This is a genomic window from Mesorhizobium sp. M7A.F.Ca.US.005.03.1.1, from assembly GCF_003997975.1.
Taxonomy (GTDB): domain Bacteria; phylum Pseudomonadota; class Alphaproteobacteria; order Rhizobiales; family Rhizobiaceae; genus Mesorhizobium; species Mesorhizobium ciceri.
On record NZ_RZRO01000062.1, the window covers coordinates 1 to 19,936 of the forward strand.

The following is a 19,936-nucleotide window of genomic DNA, read 5'->3' on the forward strand; positions in this document are numbered from 1 at the left end:
GCGGCCCCGATCAACCGCCGATGGCAGCGGCGCCGAAAGGCGTCGAGGGCTCGTGGATAGACGCCAAGGGCACCGGCCTGTCGACCTTCACCGGCGGCACCTTCACGACGGTAGCCACCGACACCGGCCAGAAGCTTGCCGACGGCAGCTACACGATGACCGGCGCCACATCGGTGCAGATCAACGGCACCTCGCTGATCCGCCAGACCGCGGTCAGCTTCAACTGCCTGATGGTGTCGACAAGCCAGCTCAACTGCACGAGCTCCAGCGGTCAGAATTTCGTGCTGACAAGGCGCGTCTGAACCCACGACCATTCGTTTTCCAAGGACGGCGGCTGGTTGGCCGCCGTCCTTTTTTGTGCCGGCAAAGGGTCCCGGATTCCGCTTGCGTCATCCGGAACGCGATGGGAACATGGCCAAAGCGCCGGCTGTTATGTTCCAGTCAAGCAAGAGCGCTAATGGCCTCTGATCAGCTTTCCGGGAGACGAAGATGAAGAAGCTTGCCGCCATTGCAGCCCTGTCAGCCTCAGCCCTCGGTCTGTCGGCCGGCGCGTCCTTTGCCGACTACACGCTGAACATCCTGCATATCAACGACTGGCACAGCCGCATCGAAGGCAACAACAAATATGAATCGACCTGCTCGGCGGACGAGGAGACCAAGGGCGAGTGCATCGGCGGCGCGGGCCGGCTGATCACCGCGATTGCCCAGGAACGCAAGAAGCTGGAAGGCCAGAACGTGCTGCTGCTCAGCGCCGGCGACAATTTCCAGGGCTCGCTGTTCTACACGACCTATAAGGGCAAGGTCGAAGGCGAATTCCTCAACGACATGAAGTTCGATGCCATGGCCCTCGGCAACCATGAATTCGACGACGGCGAGGCCGCCTTGGCGCCGTTCCTCGACATGATCAAGTTCCCCGTGCTCGGCGCCAATGTGAAGGCCAACGCGCAATCCAAGCTCGGCGACCGCGTCAAGCCATCTGTTGTCGTCGAGGTCGGCGGCCAGAAGATCGGCATCATCGGCGCGATCACCAACGACACGCCGGACCTCGCTTCGCCGGGTCCCAACGTCGCCATCGAGGACGACGTCAAGTCGATCACTGCCGAAGTCGAGAAGCTCAAGGGCGAAGGCGTCAACAAGATCATCGCCGTGACCCATATCGGCTACAGGCGCGAACGTGACGTCATCGCCAAGATCCCGGGCATCGATGTCGTCGTCGGCGGCCATAGCCATTCCCTGCTGTCGAACACCGACCCGAAGGCGGAAGGCCCCTACCCGACGATGGTCGACAATCCGGACGGCTACAAGGTGCCGGTGGTGCAGGCGGCCTCCTATTCGAAATATCTCGGCGAGTTCAAGGTGGTGTTCGACGACAATGGCGTCGTCAAATCGGCCAGCGGCGACCCGATCTATCTCGACAAGTCGATCACCCCCGACCCGGCCGTGCTCGCCCGCATCAAGGAGCTTGGGGCGCCGATCGAGGCGTTGAAGAACAAGGAAGTGGCCGAAACCACCGACGTCATCGACGGCAGTCGCGAGAGCTGCCGCACCCGCGAATGCGCGATGGGCAATCTCGTCTCCGACGCCATCCTCGACCGCGTCAAGGGACAGGGCGTCGAGATCGTCATCTCCAATGGCGGCGGCCTGCGCGCCTCGATCGACAAGGGCACCGTCACCATGGGCGAGGTGCTGACCGTGCTGCCCTTCCAGAACACGCTGGCGACCTTCCAGATTTCGGGCAAGGATCTGGTGGCCGGCCTCGAGGGCGGTCTCAGTCAGGTCGAGGACGGCGCCGGGCGCTTCCCCCAGGTCGCCGGCCTGAAATATTCCTTCGACAAATCCGTTGCGCCCAATGCCGGCCGGGTCAAATCGGTGGAGGTCATGGAAGGCGGTGCCTGGACGCCGATCAAGCCGGAGAAGGACTATCTGGTCGCCACCAACAACTATGTTCGCCAGGGCGGCGACGGCTACAAGGTCTTTGCCGACAAGGCCAGGAATGCCTACGACTACGGCCCCGGCCTCGAACAGGTGGTTGCCGACTATCTCGGCGCCCACCGGCCCTACACGCCGAAGCTCGACGGCCGCATCACCGAAATAGCCGCGACCGTCGCCGCGGCGCCTGCGGCCCCGGCAAGCGATCCGGCCAAGCCAGCCGAAGCAGCCCCGGCCACCCCGGCGCCCGCACCGGCTGAAGCCGCCAAGCCTGCCGAAGCGGCACCGGCAATGCCTGAATTGCCGGCCAACTCGGGCGATATCGCCAACACACCACCGGCCATATCGACGGAAGGAGCACCTCCCCCGCCAGCGCAACCAGCCGCGCCGGCACCGGCCGAGCCGGCAAAGCCTGCTGAGGCCGCGCCAGCGGAAGCCAGCCATGTCATCGTTGCCGGCGACACCTATTGGGATCTGGCCAAGAAAGCCTATGGCGACGGCGCCAGGTGGAAGGTCATTTCGGGCGCCAACAAGGGCTACGAACCCCGCCGGCTTCCTGTCGGCGCAACCCTGACCATCCCGCCGAAATAGCTCGCTTATATGCCTGAATGACACCGCCCGTCCGAAAACCGGACGGGCGTCCTGTTTTCGGGCTAATGCATGTCGCTCAAAAGTGACCTCGGTTTTGGGAGAACGACATGCATAAAAACAAAGACTTAAAGCGGGCCGTCTGAATCCATTCGGACAATCCGCTTTAAGGTGCGGCCAGACGCTGCATTGAATGCGCGCGCAAGATGGTTAGGTTCGCGTCTCCCGGAGAACCCTTATGACGCTTCCCACCCCTGCCGATCCCAAGGTCGCAAAAGCGCTCGGCCCGTTGCCCGCTGGGCATCCGCCGGTCAAGGCGGGCAAGATCGGCGTCATGCTGGTCAATCTGGGCACGCCCGATGGCACCGATTTCAAGCCGATGTGGCGGTATCTGCGTGAATTCCTGTCCGATCCGCGCGTCATCGAGCTCAACAGGGCGATCTGGTATCCGATCCTCTATGGACTTGTGCTCACCACGCGCCCCAAGAAGTCCGGCGCCAATTACGCCCGGATCTGGAACCGGGAAAAGAACGAGTCGCCGCTGCGCACCTACACCCGTGCCCAGGCCGAAAAGCTGGCCGAAGCGCTGCGCGACCTGCCTGATGTCGTCGTCGACTGGGCGATGCGCTACGGCAATCCTTCGACTGCAAGCATTGCCCAGCGTCTGGCCGACCAGGGCTGCGATCGCATTCTTTCGTTTCCGCTCTATCCGCAATATTCGGCGACGACCACGGCAACAGCCAACGACCAGCTGTTTCGCGCGCTGATGAAGATGCGCCGCGCGCCGGCCGTCCGCAGCGTGCCGCCCTACTATGACGAGCCGGTCTATATCGAGGCGCTGGCGCGTTCGATCGAACGGCATCTGGCGACGCTGGATTTCGAGCCGGAGGTGGTCATCACCTCCTATCACGGCATTCCAAAACCCTATTTCGAGAAGGGCGATCCCTATCATTGCCACTGCCAGAAGACGACGCGGCTGTTGCGCGAACGGCTCGGCTGGGATGACAAGAAACTGATCATCACCTTCCAGTCGCGCTTCGGCGCGCAGGAATGGCTGCAACCCTATACCGACAAGACGGTGGAGAAACTCGCACAGGACGGCGTCAAGTCGATCGCCGTCGTCAATCCCGGCTTTTCCGTCGACTGCATCGAGACGCTGGATGAGATCGGCCGCGAGGCGGCCGAAACCTTCCACCATGCCGGCGGCAAGAATTTCGCCCATATCCCTTGCCTCAACGACAGCGCGGAGGGGATGGCGGTGATCGAGGCGATGGTGCGGCGCGAACTGTCTGGCTGGGTCTAGGAGAAATTCCAGGAAAAGTGTGAAACGGTTTTCCCGGGAAAAGCGATAGCGCTTTCCCTTGGGAATTTCGTCAACCGGAGTTAGAGCGGCTCGCCGCTCTAACTCCGGAACAACACAAGCTCCGGGGCGTTAAGGCGCGCCGCCGGAGAATGCGATGTCCCGCAAACTCGACCTCAGAACTGGCCAGCCCGTCTGGTCAGCCTATAGCGCGCCTGCGGTGCCGACGGACGGCCTGATCCGGGACGTCAAGGCAGATGTGCTGGTCGTCGGCATGGGCATCAGCGGCGCCATGATGGCCGAGGCGCTGACGGCCGATGGCCATCGGGTGATCTGTATCGACCGGCGCGGTCCGCTGAAGGGCTCGACGGCCGCAACCACCGCACTGGTGGCATTCGAAATAGACCAGCCTCTCTCCACGCTCTCGAAGATGGTCGGCAGAGCCTCGGCGCAGCAGGCCTGGCGGCGCTCGCGGCTCGCCGTCTCCAATCTCGCCGGACGCATCGCCGAACTCGGCATCAACTGTGGCCTGAGCCGGGCGCCGTCGCTCTATCTGTCTGGCACGATACTTGGTCCGTCGGAACTGCGCGACGAGGCCAAGGCACGGCGGCTAGCCGGCATCGCCGCGACCTATCTGACGCCGGCGCCGCTGGCGGAGACATTCGGCATCGACCGCGAAGGCGCCATTCTCAGCCACGGCAACATCGCGCTCGACCCGCGTAAGCTGACGGCTGGGCTGCTGCTGAAATCCCTTCAGCGCAAGGCTCGCTTCTACGCCCCCGTCGAAGCGACAGTGATCGAGGATAGCGCCGAAGCTGTTGTCGTCGCGACCAGGGATGGCCCGACCATAACCGCGCGACATGTTGTTCTGGCTACCGGCTACGAACTTGTGGAGATCGTGCCGGCCGCGGCCCACCGGATCATCTCGACATGGGCGATCGCAACATGCCCGCAACCGCGAAAGCTCTGGCCGGACGCAGCGTTCATCTGGGAAGCGTCGGAGCCGTATCTGTATATGCGCACGACGATCGACGGCCGGGTCATTTGCGGCGGCGAGGACGAGGATTTTGTCGACGAAGCGCGGCGCGACGAGCTGATCGCCGACAAGAGCACACGCATCGCCGAGAAGCTCGGCCTGGTATTTCCGCATCTCGACACCAGGCCCGATTTTGCCTGGACCGGTTCGTTCGGCACCACAACCACCGGCCTGCCCTATATCGGTGCCATTCCCCGCCACCCGCGCATCCATGCGGTGATGGGCTACGGCGGCAACGGCATCACCTTCTCGCAGATCGCTTCCGAGATTGTCCCGGCTTCGATCAACGGGCTGGAGGACACGGATGCAAGATTGTTTGCCTTCAACCGCTGATCGCACCCGCAAACAATCCGTCATCACCTGATTGTAACGCATCTGAAACACACTTAAGTCTTTGGTGAAGTCGGCCGCGCGAGAATGGCTTGTGCGGCCTTCGTCTGAGGGAGAGCCAAATGGATTTCAGTGGTTTCGATATTGCGGTTGGTGCACTTGCCCTTCTGGTATTGGTGCTGCTGATCAAAGGCATCAGGACAATCCCGCAAGGCTACAACTATACGGTGGAGCGCTTTGGCCGTTACACTAAGACACTGAGCCCGGGTCTCAATTTCATTTACCCGTTCATCGACCGCATCGGCGCCAAGATGAACATGATGGAGCAGGTGCTCGACGTTCCAAGCCAGGAAATCATCACTCGCGACAACGCCATTGTCGGTGTCGACGGCATCGCCTTTTTCCAGATCCTCAACGCCGCGCAGGCCGCTTACCAGGTTTCCGGCCTGCAGAATGCCATCCTCAATTTGACGATGACCAACATCCGTACCGTCATGGGTTCGATGGATCTCGATGAACTCCTGTCGAACCGCGACGCCATCAACGAGCGCCTGCTGCGCGTCGTCGATGAAGCGGCCCACCCGTGGGGCATCAAGATCACCCGCGTCGAAATCAAGGACATCAACCCGCCGGCCAACCTCATCGAATCGATGGGCCGGCAGATGACCGCGGAACGCAACAAGCGCGCCCAGATCCTTGCCGCCGAAGGCCTCAAGCAGTCGCAGATCCTCGAGGCCGAAGGCCGCAAGGAAGCCGCCTTCCGCGATGCCGAGGCGCGCGAACGTTCGGCCGAGGCGGAGGCCCGCGCCACCCAGGTGGTGTCGGAAGCGATCTCCAAAGGCGATGTGCAGGCGCTGAACTACTTCGTAGCCCAGAAATACACCGAAGCGTTGGGCAAGATCGGCACCGCGACCAACAGCAAGATCGTGCTGATGCCCTTCGAGGCATCGTCGCTGATCGGTTCGCTCGGCGGCATTGGCGAGATCGCCAAGGAAGTCTTCCGCAGCGAAGGCACGACCGGCTCGCAGAGGCAGGCCGCGCGCCCGCCGGTCGTTCGCCCAACCGACAACTGAGGTCGAAACCAATGATCGACCGCATCGTTTCCGAACTCGGCCCGTGGAACTGGATGGTTCTCGGTTTCGTCCTGCTGGTGATGGAAATCATCGCGCCGGGTATCTTCATGCTGTGGATCGGCATCGCCGCGCTGATCATCGGCGCTGTGTCGCTGCTGATCTGGGACACCGGCTTCTGGACATGGCAGGTCCAGGTCCTCGCCTTCCTGGCGCTGTCGCTGGTCTCGGCCTATGTCGGCAAGAAGCTGGTCGGCAGCCGCAACGACCCGACCGATCAGCCGCTGCTCAACCGGCGCGGCGCGCAAATGGTCGGCAGGATGGCGACACTTGCCGAACCGATCCGTGACGGGCGCGGCCGCATCAAGCTGGGCGACACACTGTGGCGTGTCTCCGGCCCTGACCTGCCGGCCGGCACGCAAGTGCGCGTGACGGGTGCGGCCGATACGGATCTGGAACTGACCGTCGAGGCGGTCTGAACGTTCAGGCGGCGCCGATACGCAGCAGATCATGCAGGTGGATGAGGCCGACTGGTTTCCGGCCCTCCACCACCATCAGGCTGGTGATGGCTGAATTGTTGATCGTCTGCAGCGCCGTTGCCACCAGCGTGTCCGGCGTCGCGGTCTTCGGACCTCTTGTCATCACCTGATCCACCGTCATCGCCAGCAGATTGCTGCCGATGTGACGGCGGATGTCGCCATCGGTGATGATGCCGACCAGCGCACCGTCGACATCGGTGATCGCGACGCAGCCAAACCCTTTGCGCGACAGTTCCAGGATCGCGTCCTGCATGCCGGTGCCCGCAACCACCAGCGGCAGCCTGTCGCCGACATGCATGATCTCGCGGATCTGCGTCAGGTTGGCGCCGAGCTGGCCGCCCGGGTGAAAGGTGCGGAAATGGTCCGGCGTGAAGCCGCGTGCTTCGAGCAGCGCGATCGCCAGCGCGTCGCCCATCACCAGTTGCAGCAGCGTCGATGTCGTTGGCGCCAGGCCGTGCGGACAGGCCTCCGGAGCGCGCGGCAAAAGCAGCACCACGTCCGCCGCCCGCGCCAGCGCCGATGTCTCTCCGGCGGTGATGGCGATCAGCGGAATGGAAAAGCGCCTGGAATAGGCGACGATGCCCATGAGTTCCTTGCTTTCGCCCGACCACGACATGGCGATGATGGCGTCGTCCCTGGCGATCATGCCGAGATCGCCGTGGTTGGCTTCGGCGGGATGGACAAAGAAAGCCGGCGTGCCGGTCGAGGCCAGCGTCGCCGCGATCTTCGAACCGATATGGCCGCTTTTGCCGACGCCGGTGACGATGAGCCGGCCTTCAATCCCCGAGATCATCTCGACCGCCTGGGCGAAAGGCGCGGCCAGCCCATTCTCCAGCGCCTCGGCGAGGGCTGCGACACCAGCCTGTTCTGTCGCCACCGTCCTCAGCGCCGAAGCGATCGAGGCTTGCCTGTCCAAAGGCTTCTTATCCAGGGATCCCGCATGCATGGCTGATGCGATTAGCGCTTTGCCGGCGCGCTGTCCAACGGAAATGGCCCAGGCATATCGCCCGAACGTGTGCGGTGGTTCAGACGACGGCAGGCGAGAAAACGCACGCAGTATGAATCCCTTTGGAAATCAGCGCTTCAGGCAGCTGACGGGCCGCTGCCTCAACCCTCCGTTAACCATCCCCATTTACGGTTCGGTAAGTATGGCGCGCGTGCGCCGCGCAAGCAGTGGTGGCGATGTCCGGGGTCCAGCCAGAAAATTCGACGCGACGTGGGGGCAAGGCGGTCTGCGCCTTGCTGCTGGCAACCAGCATGTTTGCCTTGCTGCGCCCAACGGCGCTCCATGCCCAGGAAACCGAACTGCGCGGCGAAGTTTCGGAATCGGCGATCCTGTCCGACCAGCAGCGCAAGGCGAGACAGCTGGCCTTGGCAGCGCAGGGTCAACAGCCGGCCAACGCCGCGCAGGACAATGCGCCGGCCCGCACCTATCTGCCGGCCAGCGCCGGTGCCGTGCCTGACGACGCCGACACTGGCGACGCCACCGCGACCGGCAGCCTCTTTGACCCGCCGGCAGCCACTGACGACACGTCCGCCGACACGGCGGCGCCGCCCAAGCCTCGCCGCCGCTCATCGAGCGCCAGGCAGAATGCGGCTGACCAGGCCAAGGACAGGGCTGCCGACAAGTCGAAAAAGAAGAAGAAATCGACGGCCGACACCTCCGACATCACCGCTTCCACGACCGCCTCCACGCCGGACGCCACCGATGCTGCAGAGACCGATGCGGACACGGCCAACCGCCGCGCACTCACCATCGACAGCGCCGACAGGCAGAAGCTCGACCCAGGAGCGGAGCGTACGGACGCCATCGAAGGCCAGAAGAAGAAGCTGGAGGATGATCCGTTTGCCGCCACCGGCGTCAAATGGGGCTCCTTCGTCATCCGGCCGACGATCGAACAGGGCCTGACCGCCACCTCGAACGGCGATTCGAGCAGTGCAGGCAAGTCGGCGCTGCTGTCCGAGACCGCGCTGCGCTTTTCCGCCGCCTCCGACTGGCGCGAGAACTCCGCTACGATCGACGGCTATGGCCTTTTTCGTGAGACCGTCTCGGGTTACCCGGTTCACGACGAGCAAGGCCGCATCGAAGGCCAGCTCAATGTCGATCTCGACAATGAATTGCGCGCCATCGCCAAGCTCGGCTACGAGGCCGTGCCGGAATCGGCATCATCGCCTGATGCCATTGCCGGCGTCAGCAAGCAGCCGCTGCGGCAGACCATCGATGGCAGCCTGGCCGTCGAAAAGCATCTCGGCAAGATGCAGTACACGTTGACCGGCGCGGTCTCGCACGACTTCTACGGCGACGCCAAGCTCTCGGACGGCACCTCGCTATCGCAGAAGGATCAGGACTCGACGCTCTACACGGCGACGTTGCGCACCGGCTACGAGATCTCCCCTGCCCTGACCCCCTTCACCGAAATCGAGGTCGGCCGCCGGACCTATGATCAACGCATCGACAATGAAGGCTTCGAGCGCTCGTCGACGCGACTCGGCGCCCGCGCCGGCCTTGCACTCGACATGGGTGAGAAGCTGTCGGGCGAATTCTCGGCCGGCTGGCTCAGGGAAGCGATCGACGACAAAAACCTTGATGCGATATCGGGTGCCACCGTCAACGCCGACCTCAAATGGTCACCCGAGCGCGGCACCATAATCGGCCTGACCGGGCGGACCACCGTCGAGCCCACGACCACATCGGGCGAGAGCGGCGACATCCTCTATTCCGGTCGCCTGACCGGCGAACGCCAGATTCGCGCCAACCTCACCGCCAACGCGGCTCTGGGTCTCGACTGGCGTGATTACATCGGCATCGACGGCCATGACAGGGTGTTGAGCGCCGAGGCCGGCCTGACCTGGTGGCTGAACCGCTACGCCGGCCTGACCACAAGAGTGAGGACCGAGAAACTGACCAGCAACCTGCCGGGCCGGGACTACACCGCCAACAGCATCTTCCTCGGCGTCAAGGTGCAGCGCTGAACGGCCGCACCAACGACATCCGGCCGCTCGCTAGGATGTTTTAAAACGCAGCGCCACGGCGCTCTAACGGCTTCAGCTCGTCGAGAAGCGTGCGGATGACGCCCGCCATGTTCTCGTTCATGTCGCTGCGCCACAGCGCGAAGGCAACATTGGCCTCGACAAAACCCTCCGGCGATCCGCAGTCGAACGTGCGGCCTCGATAGTGGTAGCCGTAGAAAGGCTGCTGCTTTTCCAGCTTCAGCATGGCGTCGGTGAGCTGGATCTCGTTGCCGGCGCCTTTTTCCTGACCTTCTAGGATCTTGAAGATCTCCGGCTGCAGGATGTAGCGGCCGTTGATGTAGAGGTTGGACGGCGCGGTGCCGGCCTTCGGCTTTTCCACCATCTCGGTGATACGGAAGCCGTGATGCGTGTCCTCGCCGCGGCCGACGATGCCGTATTTGTGGGTTTCGGCGGGATCGCATTCCTGCACCGCGATGATGTTGTTGCCCGTCTCCTCGTAGAGCTCGACCATTGCCTTCGTGCAGCTCTTCTCCGACTGCATGATCATGTCAGGCAACAAAAGCGCGAAGGGTTCGTCGCCGACGAGCTCGCGGGCGCACCAGACGGCGTGGCCAAGTCCCATCGGCACCTGCTGGCGTGTGAAACTGGTCTGCCCCGGCGCCGGCTGCAGCCGCTGCAGGCGGGCGAGCTGGTCGTCCTTGCCGCGCTGGGCCAGCGTGTCATAGAGTTCGAACTGGATGTCGAAATGGTCCTCGATGACGGCCTTGTTGCGACCGGTGACGAAGATGAAATGCTCGATGCCGGCCTCGCGCGCCTCATCCACCACATACTGGATCACCGGCCGGTCGACGACGGTCAGCATTTCCTTGGGGACAGCCTTGGTGGCCGGAAGAAACCGTGTGCCGAGACCGGCGACCGGGAAGACTGCCTTGCGAACTCTCTTCATGCTTTCAATTATCCGTTTGAGGGCCAGCTCCGCAATCCCCGTTTCAAGACATTTTCACGCCGGAATTGGGGATTACTGGGAAACTGAGGGGAACGTCCACCGGTAAAGCTTCGAAGCGTCTTTTCGTTCCCGGTGGCACCTATGGTAAACTAATTCCTAACCTGGTTCGGCGATGAATGGTCTTTCCTGAGACAGAGAAGGAGGAAAAGATGTCCGTTCGCAATGCCGCAAAAATTTTTACCAGCGTCATGGCGGCAGCCAGCCTATCGCTCGCTCTGCTGATGCCTGGCCCCGCTTTCGCCGATGCCGGTTTCCGGCAATGGGTCGCCGGCTTCCGCGCCACCGCCGTGCAGAGCGGCGTTTCCGGCGCCCTCTACGACCAGGCCTTCAGGAACATCAGGGATATCGATCCCGTGGTGCTGGAAAAGGCGCGCACGCAGCCTGAATTCACGGCCCCTGCCTGGGACTATTTCGACAACCGCGTCCATGATCAGTCCGTCGCCGTCGGCCAGCAGATGGCCAGGAAATGGAAGCCGTGGCTGGATCGGATCGAGGCCAGGTTCGGCGTCGACCGTTACATCCTGCTGGCCATCTGGTCGATGGAATCGAATTATGGCGAGATCCTCAAGCGCGACGACATCATGCGCAACGTCGTGCGCTCGCTGGCGACCTTGGCCTACGCCGATCCGAAGCGGGCGAAATTCGCCCGCACACAGCTGATCGCCGCGCTGAAGATCCTGCAGACCGGCGACATCGACGAAAGCCATCTGAGCGGATCCTGGGCCGGCGCCATGGGCCACACCCAGTTCATCCCGACCAGCTATCTGCACTATGCCGTGGACATGGACGGCAATGGCAAGCGAGACATCTGGAATTCGATCCCCGATGCGCTGGCGACATCAGCCAATTTGTTGAAGAAGAATGGCTGGCAAGCCGGCAAGACCTGGGGCTATGAGGTCGCCTTGCCAGCCGGAAAACTTCCCGGCGGTTCCAAGACACTGTCGCAGTGGCAGGCGCTCGGCGTCGTCAGGGCCAACGGCAAGCCGTTCAAGAACGGCTCCGACAAGGCGACGCTGAAGGTGCCGGACGGCCGCAGCGGGCCAGCCTTCCTGATGATCAAGAATTTCACGGTCATCAAGGCCTACAACAACGCCGACAAATATGCGCTGGCCGTCGGCCTTCTTGCCGACGAAATCGCCGGCTCGAGCGGTCTGGTGCAGGACTGGAAGCGGCCTTTCACCAAGCTTACTTTCGAGGAAAGACAGGAGCTGCAGAAGCGGCTTTCCCAGCATGGCCTTTACGACGGCAAGTTCGACGGCAAGATCGGCGACGGCTCGAAGACTGCCATCATGGCCTTCCAGGCCAAGGCCGGCTTGACCCAGGACGGCTATCCGAGCATGGAAGTGCTGAAGTGGCTCCGGCAGAAATAGAGCCGCCTGCGGTGCCGCGCGGCCTTCCAGGCGCGCAAAGGACACTGTAGCAATCTGGTTGGCGCGGCATTTGCCGAGAAACCGATGCGGTTTTTCGGCAGGACTGCGCCAAGGGACGGAGGAAACGATTGGCTTCGGCTGCGCGCATCGCAGGGCTTGTTCGTCGCATGCCGGTGCTCGTCCTGGCCGTGGTCGTGCTTGCCGTCGGCGTTGCTGGCGCCTTTCATGCGCCGGCCATGGCGCAGGAGCAGCAAAACCGCGGCTGGTCGTTGCGCGACCTTTTGTTTCCGCGCCGCAGCGAGCGCATTGAGCCGCCGCTGGATATCCAGAAGCCGAGGCCCAGGCCCAAGGCGAAAAAACCCCGCGCCCCGCGCCCGCCCGCGGAACCGGAAATCCCGGTGGTCGACAAGGCGCCGGACGCCCGCACCGTCCTGGTGGTCGGCGACTTCATGGCGGCCGGCCTCGCCGAAGGCCTCGACACCGCTTTCGCAGAGAATGCCGGCGTCAGGATCGTCGTTCGCAGCAATGGCTCGTCCGGCTTCGTGCGCGATGATTTCTACAACTGGCCCGAACAGATCAAATCGCTGATCGAGACCGAAAAACCCGCCGCCGTGATCGTCATGCTGGGCTCCAACGACCGCCAGTCGATGAAGGTGGGCGACGTGCGCGAACAGCCACGTTCCGAGAACTGGACCAAGGAATATGAACGCAGGACCGACGCGCTGGGCAAAGCCATCGCCGCGGCCAAGGTCCCCTTCCTTTGGGTCGGCATGCCGGCGTTCCGGGTGCCGAAGATGACCTCGGATATGCTTGCCTTCAACGACATCTACCATCAGGCCGCAGAAAGCCATGGCGGCGAATTCGTCGATATCTGGGACGGCTTTGTCGACGAGAACGGCGCCTTCGTCACCAGCGGCCCCAACATCAACGGCCAGCCGGTGCGGCTGCGCGCCGATGACGGCATCAATATCTCGAAGGCGGGCAAGCGCAAGCTCGCCTTCTACACCGAAAAACCGCTGCTGAAGATCCTCGGCCTGACCGCGCCGGGAAGCATGATTACACCGTCCGCTCCGGCAGGCGCCCCTGTCGAGACGCCGGCGCCGGCCGCGCCCCCCATCGTCATCGACCGCACTGCGCCGATGCTGCTCAGCGATCCGGCACTCGACGGCGGCTCGGAGCTGCTTGGCGCGGCACCGCCGGCAAAGGCCAATCCGGACCTGCCCGGTGAAAAGCTTGTGGTCGAGGGCAAGGCACCGATTGCATCGCCCGGCCGCGCCGACGATTTCTCCTGGCCGCCGAAGGCCGCAGCCGCGACCGACACCACGACCGCGATCAATCGTTAGTGTCGCAGCGCGGCTCCGAGGCCGGGCTCAGCGCGGGAGAACGCTCGACCCCATCAACGCCTCGTCGATCGCGCGCGCCGCCTGGCGGCCCTCGCGGATCGCCCAGACGACCAGCGACTGGCCACGACGCACGTCGCCGGCCGCATAGAGCCTGTCGACGCTGGTCTTGTAGTCGCGGTCATTGGCCTCGACATTCCTGGAGCGGCGGCTGTCGGTGGCGATCTTCATCTCACCCTCCAATTCCTTCGCCACACCGGCCGCGGCCGGCCCGGCAAAGCCGATGGCGATGAAAGCGAGATCGGCACGAATGACGAATTCGGTACCGGCGATCGGCTTGCGCTTGTCGTCGACCTCGCAGCACTTGACGCCGGTCAGCTGGCCTTCCTCGCCGATGAATTCGAGCGTCGCCACCTGGAATTCGCGCTCGGCGCCTTCGGCCTGCGAGGACGAGGTGCGCATCTTCGTCGCCCAGTATGGCCAGACCGAAAGCTTGTCTTCCTTCTCCGGCGGCTGCGGGCGGATGTCGAGCTGTGTGACGCGAACCGCACCTTGGCGGAAAGCGGTGCCGACGCAGTCGGACGCGGTATCGCCGCCGCCGACGACGACGACATGCTGGCCGCCGGCGATGATGGGATGCGACGGCCACGCCACCGACTGGATCGGTTCGCCGCCGACCCGCCTGTTCTGCTGCACCAGATAGGGCATCGCGTCATGCACGCCGCCGAGATCGTCGCCGGGAATACCGGCCGCGCGCGGCGTTTCGGAACCGCCGCAATAGAGCACGGCATCATGTTCGGCGAGCAGTTCGGCGACCGGCTTGTCGACCCCGACATTGACGCCGCAATGGAAGGTCACGCCCTCGCCCTGCATCTGCTCGATGCGCCGGTCGATATAGTGCTTCTCGATCTTGAAGTCGGGAATACCGTAGCGCATCAGCCCGCCGGGCCGGCTTTCGCGCTCGTAGACATGGACGTCGTGACCGGCGCGGCCAAGCTGCTGGGCAGCCGCCATGCCGGCCGGGCCGGAGCCGATGACGGCGACCCGCTTGCCGGTCTTCTTCTCCGGCGGATAGGGCCTGATATGGCCGGTTTCATAGGCCTTGTCGGCGATCGCCTGCTCGACCGTCTTGATGGCGACGGGAATGTCCTCGAGGTTCAGCGTGCAGGCTTCCTCGCAGGGCGCGGGGCAGATGCGGCCGGTGAACTCCGGGAAATTGTTGGTCGAATGCAGGTTGCGGATCGCGTTGTCCCAGTCGCCATTGTAGACGAGGTCGTTCCAGTCTGGAATCTGGTTGTGGATCGGGCAGCCGGTCGGCCCGTGACAGAACGGAATGCCGCAATCCATGCAGCGCGCGGCCTGTTTCTCGACCTCCTTGTCAGACATCGGCAGCGTGAACTCGCGGAAATGCCGGATGCGGTCTGAGGCCGGCTGGTACTTGTGCACCTGCCGGTCGATTTCGAGAAAGCCTGTTACCTTGCCCATAGTCCAGTTCCTGCTGTCCAGATGGTGCGGTTTTCGCCGCACCCGTTAACCCCTTGAGGCAGCCATGGCAACCTTGCGCCGGAGGTCAAACTGTCGATGAAGATGGGCCGGGAAGCCTGGGCTCCCCGGCCATTGCAAAGCCTATTCCGCCGCAACGCCCATGCGCATGCGTTCCATCTCGATCAGGGCGCGGCGGTATTCGACCGGCATGATCTTGCGGAACTTCGGCCGGAACGTCGCCCAGTCGTCGAGAATCTCGCGACCACGTACCGACCCGGTGTAGTGCACATGGTTCGAGATCAGCTGGTAGAGCCGCTCCTCGTCATGGCTGGTCATGTCGCCGGAGACATCGACGCGGCCCTTGTGGTCGAGGTCGCCGCCATGGTGCAGCAGCCTTTCCATCAGATCGTCTTCTTCCGGAACCGGCTCCAGCTCGACCATCGCCATGTTGCAGCGCTCGGCGAAATCGCCCGCCTCGTCGAGCACGTAGGCGACGCCGCCAGACATGCCGGCGGCGAAGTTGCGGCCGGTCTTGCCGATGACGACGACGATGCCGCCAGTCATGTACTCGCAGCCATGATCGCCGACGCCTTCGACGACGGCGGCGACGCCCGAATTGCGCACGGCGAAACGCTCGCCGGCGACGCCGGCGAAATAGGCCTCGCCCTCGGTTGCGCCATAGAGCACCGTGTTGCCGACGATGATGGATTCAGCCGCGACGATCTTGGCCTCTTCCGGCGGCCGAATGACGATACGTCCGCCCGACAGGCCCTTGCCGACATAGTCGTTGCCGGCGCCGATAAGCTCGAACGAGATGCCGCGCGCCAGGAAGGCGCCAAAGGACTGGCCGGCAGTGCCGGTCAGCTTCACCGATATCGTATCCTCGCGCAGGCCCTTGTGCTTGAAGCGCTTGGCCACTTCGCCCGACAGCATGGCGCCCGCGGAGCGGTCGACATTGCGGATATCGACCTCGATCTTGACCGGCAGCTTGCTCTCGAGCGCCGGCTTGGCCAGTTCGATCAGCTTGCGGTCGAGCACGTCGTCGATCGGGTGCTTCTGCCGCTCGGTCCAGTGCACCGCTTCATGCGGCGCATCCGGCTTGAAGAACATCTTCGAGAAATCGAGCCCGCGCGCCTTCCAGTGCACGATCAGGTCGCGCTTTTCCAGAAGATCGGTGTCGCCGATGATCTGGTCGAGATGGGTGTAGCCCATCTCGGCGAGCAGCTCCCTCACCTCTTCCGCGACGTAGAAGAAGAAGTTGATGACATGCTCGGGCGTGCCCTTGAAGCGCTTGCGCAGCACCGGATCCTGCGTCGCGACGCCGACCGGACAGGTGTTGAGATGGCATTTGCGCATCATGATGCAGCCGGCCGCGATCAGCGGTGCGGTCGAGAAGCCGAACTCGTCGGCGCCGAGCAGCGCCCCGATGATGACGTCGCGCCCTGTGCGCAAGCCACCATCGACCTGCAGCGCAACGCGCGACCGCAAGCCGTTCAGCACCAGCGTCTGGTGTGTCTCGGCAAGGCCCATTTCCCACGGGCTGCCGGCATGCTTGAGCGAGGTCAACGGCGAGGCACCGGTGCCGCCGTCATAGCCAGAGATGGTGATGTGGTCGGCGCGCGCCTTGGCGACGCCCGCCGCAACCGTGCCGACGCCGACTTCCGACACCAGCTTGACCGACACGTCGGCCGCCGGATTGACGTTCTTCAGGTCGTAGATCAGCTGTGCCAGATCCTCGATCGAATAGATGTCGTGATGCGGCGGCGGCGAGATCAGGCCGACGCCCGGCGTCGAATGCCGGACCTTGGCGATGGTGGCGTCGACCTTGTGGCCGGGCAGCTGACCGCCCTCGCCGGGCTTGGCACCCTGCGCCACCTTGATCTGCATCATGTCGGAGTTGACGAGGTATTCGGCCGTGACGCCGAAACGTCCCGAGGCGATCTGCTTGATCGCCGAGCGTTCCGGGTTCTTGCCGCCGCCCGGCAGCGGCAGATAGCGGTCGGCCTCTTCGCCGCCCTCGCCGGTGTTCGACTTGCCGCCGATCTGGTTCATCGCGCGCGCCAGCGTCGTGTGCGCTTCGCGCGAGATCGAGCCGAACGACATCGCCCCGGTCGAGAACCGCTTGACGATGTCGGCCGCCGGCATGACGTCGTCGAGCGCCACCTTCTTGCGGCCGGTTTCCCCGGCCAGCTTGAGCTTGAACAGGCCGCGAATGGTCTGGGCGCGGGCCGTCTCGCTGTCGATCTGGGCGGAATAGTCCTTGAAGGTTTCCCACGATCCCTGGCGCACGGCGTGCTGCAAGGTGGCGACAGCATCTGGCGACCAGATATGCGCCTCGCCGCGCATGCGGAACATGTATTCGCCGCCGACCTCGAGGCTGTTGCGCAGCACGGGGTCGTTGCCGAAACCGTCATTGTGGCGGCTGAGCGTCTCGGCCGCGATCTCGTCCAGGCCGACGCCTTCGATCAGCGTCGCGGTGCCGGTGAAGTATTGCTGCACGAAATCGGTCTTCAGGCCGATGGCGTCGAAAATCTGCGCGCCGCAATAGGACTGGTAGGTCGAGATGCCCATCTTGGACATCACCTTGAGGATGCCCTTGCCGATCGACTTGATGTAGCGCGAGACGACTTCGTAGGCGTCCACTTCCTTCGGCAGTTCGCCGCGCTTGTGCATGTCGAGCAGCGTGTCGAAGGCGAGGTAGGGATTGATCGCCTCGGCGCCATAGCCGGCGAGGCAGCAGAAATGATGCACTTCGCGCGGCTCGCCGGATTCGACGACGAGGCCGACCGAGGTGCGCAGCCCCTTGCGGATCAGGTGATGATGGACCGCCGCCGTCGCCAGCAGCGCCGGGATGGCGATGCGGTCGGGCCCGACCTGGCGGTCGGACAGGATGATGATGTTGTAGCCGCCGGCAACCGCCGCCTCCGCCCGCTCGCACAACCGATCGATGGCGCCCTGCATGCCCGCGGCGCCTTCGGCGGAGCCATAGGTGATGTCGATCGTCTTGGTGTCGAAACGGTCCTCGGTGTGGCCGATGGAGCGGATCTTTTCGAGATCGCCATTGGTCAGGATCGGCTGGCGAACTTCGAGCCGCTTGCGGCGCGAATTGCCGACAAGATCGAAGATGTTGGGCCGCGGCCCGATGAAGGACACCAGGCTCATCACCAGCTCCTCGCGGATCGGATCGATCGGCGGGTTGGTGACCTGGGCGAAGTTCTGCTTGAAATAGGTGTAGAGCAGCTTCGACTTGTCCGACATCGCCGAGATCGGCGTGTCGGTGCCCATCGAGCCCACCGCTTCCTGGCCTGTCGTCGCCATCGGCGACATCAACAGCTTGGTGTCCTCCTGGCTGTAGCCGAATGCCTGCTGGCGATCGAGCAGGCTGACATCCTTGCGCAACGCGCGCGGTTCGACCGGCTTCAGATCTTCGAGGATCAGCTGCGTGTTGGCGAGCCAGGTCTTGTAGGGATGCTTGGTCGCGATCTCCGACTTGAGCTCCTCGTCGGAGACGATGCGCCCCTTCTCCAGGTCGATCAGAAGCATGCGGCCGGGCTGCAGCCGCCACTTCTTGACGATCTTCTCCTCCGGCACCGGCAGCACGCCGGCTTCCGAGGCCATGATGACGCGGTCATCGTCGGTGACGATGTAGCGCGCCGGGCGCAAGCCATTGCGGTCGAGCGTGGCGCCGATCTGGCGGCCATCGGTGAAGACCACCGCCGCCGGTCCGTCCCACGGCTCCATCAGTGCCGCATGGTATTCGTAGAAGGCCTTGCGATCGGCATCCATGAGCTTGTTGCCGGCCCAGGCTTCCGGGATCAGCATCATCATGGCATGGCTGAGCCTGTACCCGCCCTGGAACAGGAACTCGAGCGCATTGTCGAAGCAGGCGGTGTCGGATTGGCCGTCATAGGAGATCGGCCACAGCTTCGAGATGTTGTTGCCGAACAGTTCGGAATCGACCGACGCCTGGCGCGCAGCCATCCAGTTGTTGTTGCCGCGCACGGTGTTGATCTCGCCATTGTGGGCGACCATGCGGTAGGGATGCGCCAGCTTCCATGACGGGAACGTGTTGGTCGAGAAGCGCTGGTGGACGAGGATCAGCGCGGTTTCGAAGCGCGGGTCCTTGAGGTCCTTGTAGTAGGCCCCGACCTGATAAGCCAGGAACATGCCCTTGTAGACGATGGTGCGCGCCGACAGCGACACGCAATAGGCGCCGATGTCCTTGTTGTCGTTCTCGGCATAGATGCGGCCCGAGATGACCTTGCGCAGCAGATAGAGCCTGGCCTCGTATTCCTCGTCATCGGTAATGTCTGGCGTGCGGCCGATGAAGATCTGCCGATGGAACGGCTCGGATGCCACGATGTCGGGCGCCTTCGACAGCGACGAATTGTCGACGGGCACGTCACGGAAACCGATGAGCGGAAGTCCCTCGGATTGCGCCGATTCGGCAATGATGTCCTCGATATGGGCGCGAAGGGCCGCGTCCTGCGGCATGAACCAGTGTCCGACGCCGTACTGGCCCGCCGGCGGCAGCTCGATGCCCTGGGCTGCCATCTCGTCACGGAAGAACTGGTCGGGAAGCTGCACCAGCACGCCGGCGCCATCGCCGACCAGCGGATCGGCGCCGACGGCGCCGCGATGCGTCAGGTTTTCGAGCACAGCAAGCCCGTCCTCGACGATCTGATGCGACTTCACGCCCTTCATGTTGACGATGAAACCGACGCCGCAGGCGTCATGCTCGTTGCGTGGATCGTAGAGGCCCTGGGCGGAAAATCCGTTGGCGCTTCGGCCAATATTGGATCGCAAGGTGGTTTTGACGGTTGCCGCTTTCGTCTGCGCGGCCTGGCCGTTCGTCGCAGAGTGCGTCATGTCCGTCATCTCCTGTCCTCCTTCCCAGCCATTCAGGCGCTGGTTTGCCTCGGCAAGCGCTTGGCTCACCCTGATCCTTGTGGCACGTCTTGCGAAATCCT

At 63.6% G+C, this 19,936-nt stretch carries 13 protein-coding genes; 9 read left to right on the plus strand and 4 right to left on the minus strand.

Annotated features, from left to right (window positions below; translation table 11 throughout):
* From EN990_RS22930 to EN990_RS22955, 6 genes are all read left to right on the plus strand, one after another.
* Nucleotides 1-302: hypothetical protein (locus EN990_RS22930; protein WP_127388391.1), on the plus strand; the 302-nt coding region annotated here is incomplete at its 5' end.
* Nucleotides 303-489: 187 nt separating this feature from the next.
* Nucleotides 490-2,520 (plus strand): bifunctional UDP-sugar hydrolase/5'-nucleotidase, encoded by a 2,031-nt coding sequence (locus tag EN990_RS22935; protein ID WP_127369345.1) that lies wholly within the window; start codon nucleotides 490-492, stop codon nucleotides 2,518-2,520.
* Between the two features lie 235 nt (nucleotides 2,521-2,755).
* Nucleotides 2,756-3,820, plus strand: a complete 1,065-nt coding sequence (hemH, locus tag EN990_RS22940) for a ferrochelatase (RefSeq protein WP_027161401.1) — start codon at nucleotides 2,756-2,758, stop codon at nucleotides 3,818-3,820.
* 154 nt (nucleotides 3,821-3,974) lie between these two features.
* Nucleotides 3,975-5,186 (plus strand): FAD-binding oxidoreductase, encoded by a 1,212-nt coding sequence (locus EN990_RS22945; protein ID WP_127385189.1) that lies wholly within the window; start codon nucleotides 3,975-3,977, stop codon nucleotides 5,184-5,186.
* 119 nt (nucleotides 5,187-5,305) lie between these two features.
* Entirely contained in the window at nucleotides 5,306-6,256 is a 951-nt protein-coding gene (locus tag EN990_RS22950) for an SPFH domain-containing protein (RefSeq protein WP_013529726.1), read from the plus strand.
* Nucleotides 6,257-6,267: 11 nt separating this feature from the next.
* Entirely contained in the window at nucleotides 6,268-6,732 is a 465-nt protein-coding gene (locus EN990_RS22955; RefSeq protein WP_013529725.1) for an NfeD family protein, read from the plus strand.
* Nucleotides 6,733-6,736: 4 nt separating this feature from the next.
* On the opposite strand, the gene EN990_RS22960 is transcribed toward EN990_RS22955, so the two are convergent.
* Nucleotides 6,737-7,738, minus strand: coding sequence for a KpsF/GutQ family sugar-phosphate isomerase (locus tag EN990_RS22960; protein ID WP_024502733.1), 1,002 nt, complete (start codon nucleotides 7,736-7,738; stop codon nucleotides 6,737-6,739).
* Nucleotides 7,739-7,974: 236 nt separating this feature from the next.
* Here EN990_RS22960 and EN990_RS22965 point away from each other — a divergent pair, with 236 nt between their 5' ends.
* Complete coding sequence (locus EN990_RS22965) at nucleotides 7,975-9,765, plus strand: outer membrane beta-barrel protein (RefSeq protein WP_164753776.1); 1,791 nt, start codon at nucleotides 7,975-7,977, stop codon at nucleotides 9,763-9,765.
* Between the two features lie 40 nt (nucleotides 9,766-9,805).
* On the opposite strand, the gene galU is transcribed toward EN990_RS22965, so the two are convergent.
* Nucleotides 9,806-10,711, minus strand: coding sequence for a UTP--glucose-1-phosphate uridylyltransferase GalU (gene galU, locus EN990_RS22970; protein WP_127370531.1), 906 nt, complete (start codon nucleotides 10,709-10,711; stop codon nucleotides 9,806-9,808).
* Between the two features lie 209 nt (nucleotides 10,712-10,920).
* On the opposite strand from galU, the gene EN990_RS22975 reads away from it, so the two are divergent.
* Both EN990_RS22975 and EN990_RS22980 read left to right on the plus strand, forming a co-directional pair.
* The gene (locus EN990_RS22975) at nucleotides 10,921-12,141 is read left to right on the plus strand and encodes a lytic murein transglycosylase (RefSeq protein WP_027161398.1); all 1,221 of its coding nucleotides are present in this window, start codon (nucleotides 10,921-10,923) and stop codon (nucleotides 12,139-12,141) included.
* 128 nt (nucleotides 12,142-12,269) lie between these two features.
* Nucleotides 12,270-13,484: a DUF459 domain-containing protein gene (locus tag EN990_RS22980; protein WP_127385187.1), complete on the plus strand. Its 1,215-nt coding sequence runs from the start codon at nucleotides 12,270-12,272 to the stop codon at nucleotides 13,482-13,484.
* A gap of 27 nt (nucleotides 13,485-13,511) precedes the next feature.
* Here EN990_RS22980 and EN990_RS22985 read toward each other — a convergent pair whose 3' ends face one another.
* Nucleotides 13,512-14,966, minus strand: coding sequence for a glutamate synthase subunit beta (locus EN990_RS22985; protein WP_127388392.1), 1,455 nt, complete (start codon nucleotides 14,964-14,966; stop codon nucleotides 13,512-13,514).
* A gap of 141 nt (nucleotides 14,967-15,107) precedes the next feature.
* Nucleotides 15,108-19,844 (minus strand): glutamate synthase large subunit, encoded by a 4,737-nt coding sequence (gltB, locus tag EN990_RS22990; protein ID WP_127388393.1) that lies wholly within the window; start codon nucleotides 19,842-19,844, stop codon nucleotides 15,108-15,110.
* Between the last annotated feature and the right edge of the window lie 92 nt (nucleotides 19,845-19,936).

Bases quoted from the DNA above. Each gene is read 5' to 3' on its own strand.
- EN990_RS22935 (WP_127369345.1), top strand. From the start codon at position 490: ATGAAGAAGCTTGCCGCCATTGCAGCCCTGTCAGCCTCAGCCCTCGGT.
- hemH (WP_027161401.1), top strand. From the start codon at position 2,756: ATGACGCTTCCCACCCCTGCCGATCCCAAGGTCGCAAAAGCGCTCGGC.
- EN990_RS22945 (WP_127385189.1), top strand. From the start codon at position 3,975: ATGTCCCGCAAACTCGACCTCAGAACTGGCCAGCCCGTCTGGTCAGCC.
- EN990_RS22950 (WP_013529726.1), top strand. From the start codon at position 5,306: ATGGATTTCAGTGGTTTCGATATTGCGGTTGGTGCACTTGCCCTTCTG.
- EN990_RS22955 (WP_013529725.1), top strand. From the start codon at position 6,268: ATGATCGACCGCATCGTTTCCGAACTCGGCCCGTGGAACTGGATGGTT.
- EN990_RS22960 (WP_024502733.1), bottom strand. From the start codon at position 7,738: ATGCATGCGGGATCCCTGGATAAGAAGCCTTTGGACAGGCAAGCCTCG.
- EN990_RS22965 (WP_164753776.1), top strand. From the start codon at position 7,975: ATGTCCGGGGTCCAGCCAGAAAATTCGACGCGACGTGGGGGCAAGGCG.
- galU (WP_127370531.1), bottom strand. From the start codon at position 10,711: ATGAAGAGAGTTCGCAAGGCAGTCTTCCCGGTCGCCGGTCTCGGCACA.
- EN990_RS22975 (WP_027161398.1), top strand. From the start codon at position 10,921: ATGTCCGTTCGCAATGCCGCAAAAATTTTTACCAGCGTCATGGCGGCA.
- EN990_RS22985 (WP_127388392.1), bottom strand. From the start codon at position 14,966: ATGGGCAAGGTAACAGGCTTTCTCGAAATCGACCGGCAGGTGCACAAG.
- gltB (WP_127388393.1), bottom strand. From the start codon at position 19,844: ATGACGGACATGACGCACTCTGCGACGAACGGCCAGGCCGCGCAGACG.